The 6,731-nt window shown below is 43.7% G+C and carries 5 protein-coding genes; 3 read left to right on the forward strand and 2 right to left on the reverse strand.

From position 1 onward, the window contains the following. The first annotated feature begins 476 nt into the window (after positions 1 to 476). The 3 genes from J7K40_14225 to J7K40_14235 all read left to right on the forward strand — a co-directional run bounded on the left by J7K40_14225 (position 477) and on the right by J7K40_14235 (position 5,317). Positions 477 to 1,757, forward strand: coding sequence for an aminotransferase class I/II-fold pyridoxal phosphate-dependent enzyme (locus J7K40_14225; GenBank protein ID MCD6163553.1), 1,281 nt, complete (start codon positions 477 to 479; stop codon positions 1,755 to 1,757). Positions 1,758 to 2,175: 418 nt separating this feature from the next. Further along, positions 2,176 to 2,640, forward strand: a complete 465-nt coding sequence (locus tag J7K40_14230; GenBank protein ID MCD6163554.1) for a hypothetical protein — start codon at positions 2,176 to 2,178, stop codon at positions 2,638 to 2,640. A gap of 97 nt (positions 2,641 to 2,737) precedes the next feature. Next, positions 2,738 to 5,317 carry a S8 family serine peptidase gene (locus tag J7K40_14235; GenBank protein MCD6163555.1) on the forward strand — a complete coding sequence of 860 codons (2,580 nt, stop codon included), beginning with the start codon at positions 2,738 to 2,740 and terminating at the stop codon, positions 5,315 to 5,317. Between the two features lie 8 nt (positions 5,318 to 5,325). Here J7K40_14235 and J7K40_14240 read toward each other — a convergent pair whose 3' ends face one another. Both J7K40_14240 and J7K40_14245 read right to left on the reverse strand, forming a co-directional pair. Continuing rightward, complete coding sequence (locus tag J7K40_14240; GenBank protein ID MCD6163556.1) at positions 5,326 to 5,523, reverse strand: hypothetical protein; 198 nt, start codon at positions 5,521 to 5,523, stop codon at positions 5,326 to 5,328. Between the two features lie 47 nt (positions 5,524 to 5,570). Continuing rightward, positions 5,571 to 6,629 carry a glycosyltransferase family 9 protein gene (locus J7K40_14245; GenBank protein MCD6163557.1) on the reverse strand — a complete coding sequence of 353 codons (1,059 nt, stop codon included), beginning with the start codon at positions 6,627 to 6,629 and terminating at the stop codon, positions 5,571 to 5,573. Positions 6,630 to 6,731 lie beyond the last annotated feature (102 nt).

The following is a 6,731-nucleotide window of genomic DNA, read 5'->3' on the forward strand; positions in this document are numbered from 1 at the left end:
GTCTGCGGACACAGGGCACGGTATTTTTACTATCCGCCATTGGGTTAGCAAATAGATTCCCGGATTCCCCCGCCGCGGGGGAATGACGCAAATGGATAATCATCAAATCAAAATCAATTACTAAAATCTTAGCTCGAAATATTTAACAAAATAAAAGATGAAGTGCCGATGTTTATCGGAGTCGCCCAACATCCCGCTGCTCCATGGGTTATGAAATAAGCAAGTTTCGATTGTTTGGGTATTATTTTAAGAACTCTATAAAAAAGGCCGGGCAGTAGTGAAAGCATATAAAGCTGAAATTAAATTCTAATAGTTTGATATCTCATAATATTGTCCGCACGTAAGGGCATATTGCATACGCCCATCGTCCGCCAACTGATGCTTGTAAAAAAAAGTAATTTTATAATATTTGCCTATGAAGTCTATAACCATTATATTATTAATCAATTAAATTAAATAATAAAAGGAGATTTTTAATGAGCAATCATAAAAGAAAAGAATGGTACAAAAACCCTCACCCCGAATGCAAACCATCAACGAATGTAATATCCGCAGGTTATGACCCGGCATTTTCGGAGATGTCTGCCAAGATGCCGATATTTGCCACCTCAACTTTCATTTTTAAAACCGCCGAGGATGGCGAACGTTTTTTTGAGCTTGACGCTCACCCGGAGAGAAGAAAAGCAGATGAGCAATTAGGCTTGATATATTCACGCATGAATAATCCCAACATGGAGATTGTTGAGGATAAAATGGTGGTGATGGAACCCGGCGCGGAAGCGGCGGCGGTTTTCCCCTCCGGCTTAGCGGCTATCGGCAATACAATTATGGCTTTGCTAAAACCGGGTGATACTGTCATTTATTCGGCTCCGGTATATGGCGGCACAGAGCATCTTTTCCATGCCGCAATCAATAAATACAATATTAAAACCGTACCGGTGGAAAAACTTGAAATAGACGAATATCGTAAAGTGTTAGAAAAACATAAAGATACGGTTGCCATGATATTTGTCGAGACCCCGACTAACCCGACTATTATCCACACCGATATTGGGGCTGTGGTCAAACTCGCTAAAGAATATTCAACGAAGGAAAAACGAATTAGAGTTGCGGTTGACAATACATTTATGGGACCGATATTCCAGAGTTTCTTTGATATCGGCATTGATCTTAGCATATACTCCGCCACGAAGTTCATCGGCGGTCATTCAGACCTTATCGGCGGATTTGCGCTTGGAAGTAAAGAAGATATTCAGATTATTAAGGCATTTCGCTCGGTAATGGGACCGACTACCGACCCGTTCTGCTGCTGGCTTATGAGTCGTTCCTTAGAAACTATTGAAATCAGAATGAAAAAAGCTGCTGAAAATGCCCAGAAAGTCGCTGAATTTTTGGATAAGCATCCGAGTGTTGAACGGGTAGTGTATTCGGGCTTATTAAAAGAGGGCAACCCTCAGTATGATATTTATAAGAAACAATGCAAGGGTCCCGGCTCGCTTATTTCGTTCTATATTAAGGGCGAAAAGAAAGAAGCATTTACCGTTCTGAATAATGTCCATATTTGCCGGCTGGCGGTTAGTCTCGGCGGAACAGAAACCCTTATCCAGCATCCCCGAAGGATGACTCATGCATCGGTGCCGGAAGAGCTGTGTCAGGCAACCGGTTTGACAGACAATTTGATAAGAATTTCAGTCGGGATTGAGGATGCTGGTGATTTAATTAATGATTTGAAGCAGGCATTAGATAAAATTGCATAGGATAGATATTCGCAATTACTCTGGCTGCCAAGCGGCGTTTGGCAGCCAGAGCTAATAATACACACACCTAACCCCTCTCAAGAGGGGAATAACCGAAAATTCACTGCGTCCTGATGGTGGTTTTGAACCCTAACCCCTCTGTGTTGTCGGAAGTTACTTCCAAAAACTCTGGCAAAAGATAAATTTCTGTCAGAATATGCTAAAATTTATAATAAAGCGGGCTAACTGTGCAAGGATATGCGCATTCAGACCGCATGGAAATATATACATATTAAAACCCATCAATCTAACATTCTTAATCTATTAAATAATAACGGCTTACTAATATACTTTCGATGAATTGCGTCTTTCATATAGAGGGCATATTCTTTGCTTTTGACAATAATAAAAATATGTTAGTAATAATCAGGAGGCTAAAATGAAATGTTTTTTTTATGGTGCGGTTTACGACGACGACCCTTTGGTAAAACAAACCGGCATAGTTAGTTTCGCTATTCCGGATATTGGGGTTATTTTTAGAAGCCGCTGGGTCGGTAATCTTATAGAATGTCAATATGCCGCTTTATTGTCATTATTGAGGTTTATTGAAACTAATGATAAATTATTCAAAAAGGAAAATATCGAGATTTCCTCAGATGCATCGGTTGTGATTTATCAGCTAACCAAGGATACTTTTGTATTTAAAAATATAGAGCCGTATTACCGTCTGGTTCAAACATATAAGGCGAAATTCAAATTCGACCTTCACTGGAAACCCTTAAAAGATAACCCCGCTCATCATGGCTTAATTGGCACTCCGTCTATCAAACCCAGCGTAAAAATCAACTATAATATCAAAGGCGACGAGAAAAATAATCGCAAAGGCGGTGTTTTGCCTTTATAAGTGTTAATGTTTTTGCTTGATATAAAGATAAAATATTGTAAATTAATAATGCCAATGCAAACTGAGGGAGCAACAGGAAACATAACCGGAGGAATTTATGAGGATGATTACAGCCTTGTTTTGTATGCTTTTGCTTATGCCCGCCGTATATGCAGTAAGCTCCCCTGATAATATCATCACCCAAAGAGATGATACTATCGTTCAGCTAAGTTTGAATAATACTATGAAGTATGCAGACAAGGACGGAAAAATCAAAGCTTGGGTATTTTTTACCGATAAAGGTTTCTCGACAATTACAGATTACAGCCTTAAGCTTGATGAAACAGAAAACAGATTAACGGAAAGAGCCAGAAGCCGCCGCCTGAAAGCCAGAGGTTCTAATAATCTGGTTGATTTTCGCGATATTAAAGTTTACCAGTCCTATATCGATCAGGTTTTGGCGGCAGGCGTTAAGCATCGACAGGTATTGCGCTGGTTTAATGCCATCACAATCGAGGCAAACAGGCGGCAGCTTGAACAAATATCTCAATTGCCGTTTGTGAGGATGTTTAAACATGTGAGCACGGCAGTTTATCCCGATAATTATTTTCCGAAAGCTGACGGCTCTATTGATTATCCGATAACTATGTCAACGCTTGATTATGGCTTTTCCGGAGACCAGCTTAATCAGATTAATACAATAGTCGCCCATGAGTTGGGGTTCGCCGGTCAGGATGTTTTGGTTTGCATGATGGATGTTGGTTTCAGGCAGGGGCATAACGTTTTTCAAAACATTATTAATGACGGCAGGTTAATCGCTCAATGGGATTTTATAAATGACGACGATAACACCGACTATGAAGCGGACCAGGATGTTGAAAACCAGCCTAACCATGGTACATTAACATGGTCAACTCTTGGCGGAGAAGCATCGGGATACCTTTATGGCCCGGCTTATGAGGCTGATTTTTGCTTAGCCAAAACTGAAGATGTTACCAGTGAACACCATATAGAGGAAGATAACTGGGCGGCGGGCGCTGAATGGGCCGACTCGCTTGGCGCCAGCGTGATTTCAGTCTCCTTAGGTTATCGCTATAACTTCGATTGGCCGGATGAGGACTATACTTATGAGGACATGGACGGCAATACGACTATCGTTACAATAGCCGCTGATATTGCCGCAGGCAATGGTATTGCAGTGGCAACCGCGCAGGGCAACGATGGCTATTTTGGCGATGGTTCTTTAATAGCTCCTGCCGATGGCGATTCGGTTATCGCAGTTGGCGCTGTCGATAACCAAGATTGGTTAGCCTCATTTTCCGGCCTTGGTCCAACCTACGATGACCGCATCAAGCCTGAGGTTTGCGCTCTCGGCGTCTCGACTGTATGCGCCGATCCCTACGATTACAGCGGTTATACATGGGCTGGCGGCACATCGCTTTCGACTCCATTGGTAGGCGGCGCAGCGGCTGTTCTTTTATCAGCGCATCCGAACTGGACGCCGATGATGGTGCGCGAAGCATTGATGATGACTGCCACCCAATATAATAACCCTGATAGCTGGTACGGCTGGGGCATTATCGATGTTGGCAAGGCGTTGTTCTATCATCCGGAGGGTGATGTTGTTGTCGAGCATGAACCGCTGGTATATTTTCCCCCGGGTTTGGACAACAATATAATCGAAGCCACAGTTACTGGCGATTTTAACTATAATGATGTTTACCTTTGCTGGAGAACCGATGACTCAATGCCATTTACTGCCACAGTCATGCAGACAAGCGATAATCAGCATTATGAAGGCATCGTTCCGGGTCTTGATGAGGGTTACCTTCAATATTATTTTTATATACTGATTGCAAATTATAATAATGCTACCTATCCCTATGGCGCGCCGGAGAATTTCTTTAACATTAATATAAATACTTCCGAGTTTGTCGATTCATTCGAGCTTGGACCATATTATTGGAAATCAAGCGGCGATGAACAGCAGTGGGCGATTACAGCCGAGATGTCATCATCCGGCAATATTTGCATGACCGACAGCCCGTACCGTTATTATAAAAATAATACGGAACAGATACTAACCGGTAATTTCGGCATACCGCTGCATGAGGCAGATTCGGCAGCAGTAAGCTTCGGCGCAAGTTATGTGCTTCAGACAAACAACGACTTTGTATATTTCGAAATTTCCACCGATGGCGGACAGCAATGGGAACAACTGGGCGAGCCGATTACCGGCGTTAGTTTCGAGTTTGAGGAGATATCCCATAATCTTCAGGGCTATCTTGGCAATGAGGTAAGGTTCCGTTTCCGTATGGTTACCAATGGTTCCGGTACGCGCGAGGGCATTCATATTGATGATTTCCATGTAGTCTGGGCGAATCAGACCGGTATTGATGATGATATTTCGCCAATGCCTTATAAATTCAATCTTGCCCAAAACTATCCCAATCCGTTCAATGCCTCAACCAGGATAAAGTTCTCGCTGAATAAAACAGCCTATACACAGTTGACCGTTTATGATATTCTCGGCCGCAATGTCAGGACGTTGTTAGCGAAAGAAATGACTGCCGGCGATCATGAGATTATATGGGACAGCCGCGATAATTCCGGCAGTGATGTCGCCAGCGGTATTTATATGTATAAGCTGGAGTCGAAGAACACCAGTCGGGTCAAACGGATGACGCTTTTGCGATGAAGCAGCTTTCAACTATTAATAGGGGCAGACGAGTCCGCCTTAGGCGGATGCCGCCCACATAATATTGCACCAGTTGGCGGACGAGGACGTCCGCCAACCACAATATAATAGTCGGGGCTTTCCAGCCCCGAACGTGTAGGAGCGTATTGCAATACGCCCTTTTTTGTTTGCTCAGTAAAGCGGGCAAACCCGGTTCTATCACTCATGATGGAAGTCCGCCTTAGCGGACGACATCCTGATGGTAAAATGCGGCTTAGCTTTCCTCCAACAACCGCTGGCAAGCCTTCCATACCTGCTCCGGCGTAATCTCTTTCATACAGCGGAAATGTTTTTCGGGGCATTTTTTAGACCCATGAAGATTACAGGGGCGGCAATAAAGATACTTATTTTCCACAACAATGGAATTTTCAGAAATGAGTAGGTCGGATTCCGACCGGAGGGAGAAATCCGATACCTTAGCTATGGATTTTTCAGAATACGGAGCAAAGCCAAAGCGCGGCACAGTTGGCCCGAATATGGCAACTATTGGAGTGCTCACTGCCGCGGCTATATGAGCCGGCGCTGAATCGTTGGCAACCGCCAGTTTCGCCATCTTTATAATCGCCGAGGACAAGAGCAGGTCGGTTTTACCGGCAAGGTTTACCGCCAGCTTATCACGATTAAGATGTTCGCATAACAGGTAATCATCAGCCGAGCCAAGCATAACTATACCGCAATCAAGCTTGGCTTTGATGAGCGTTATCAATTGTTCGAAGCCGGTCCAGCGTTTGGTTGGCCAGATTGAACCGGGAGCTATGACGATAAAATTAGCCGGGTCGATTTTATTTGATAATAAAACTTCTTTCGACTTAGCTTTGGTTTCATCATCGATGAAAATCCTTGGGGCAAACCCTCGCGTTTTAGAAAAACCATCGCACAGGGCAAGGCATCTTTCCACTTCATGGCTGTCTTTATCATAATGAATCTCAGTAGTGTAAAGAAATCGCGCTTCGGCAATGTCAAACCCTATACGTTTGCCGATGCCGGCATACAGCGGCAGTAAAGCGCTTTTAAGGTAGCGCTGAACGATTATTGCGGCATCGCATTCGGCTTTTTTCAACTCACCTACAGCATTTATAAACGAACGTAGGCCTTTGCTTTTATCATAGCAAATCAGCTTATCGATATACAGATTATGCCTGACTAACGGTTCGGCTTGCGGACGCACCACGGCGGTTACGGCATGCCCTGCCTCAGCTAACGATTGAAACACCGGCGTACAGAGGATAACATCCCCCGGAAAGGCGGTTTGGATTACTGCGATATTAGCCATGATTGGAGTATTATATATATTAATGGGATGTTATGGAAAGGAAATATTCTGACCAGCAGCGAGTATTCGACAGGAGAAAAGGTGCATAGGGGGCGCATTACC

The organism is Candidatus Zixiibacteriota bacterium, assembly GCA_021159005.1.
Taxonomy (GTDB): domain Bacteria; phylum Zixibacteria; class MSB-5A5; order UBA10806; family 4484-95; genus JAGGSN01.

What these genes read in the sequence shown, in the direction of transcription:
- J7K40_14225 (MCD6163553.1), top strand. Translation starts at nt 477, where the DNA reads ATGAGCAATCATAAAAGAAAAGAATGGTACAAAAACCCTCACCCCGAA.
- J7K40_14230 (MCD6163554.1), top strand. Translation starts at nt 2,176, where the DNA reads ATGAAATGTTTTTTTTATGGTGCGGTTTACGACGACGACCCTTTGGTA.
- J7K40_14235 (MCD6163555.1), top strand. Translation starts at nt 2,738, where the DNA reads ATGAGGATGATTACAGCCTTGTTTTGTATGCTTTTGCTTATGCCCGCC.
- J7K40_14240 (MCD6163556.1), bottom strand. Translation starts at nt 5,523, where the DNA reads ATGAGTGATAGAACCGGGTTTGCCCGCTTTACTGAGCAAACAAAAAAG.
- J7K40_14245 (MCD6163557.1), bottom strand. Translation starts at nt 6,629, where the DNA reads ATGGCTAATATCGCAGTAATCCAAACCGCCTTTCCGGGGGATGTTATC.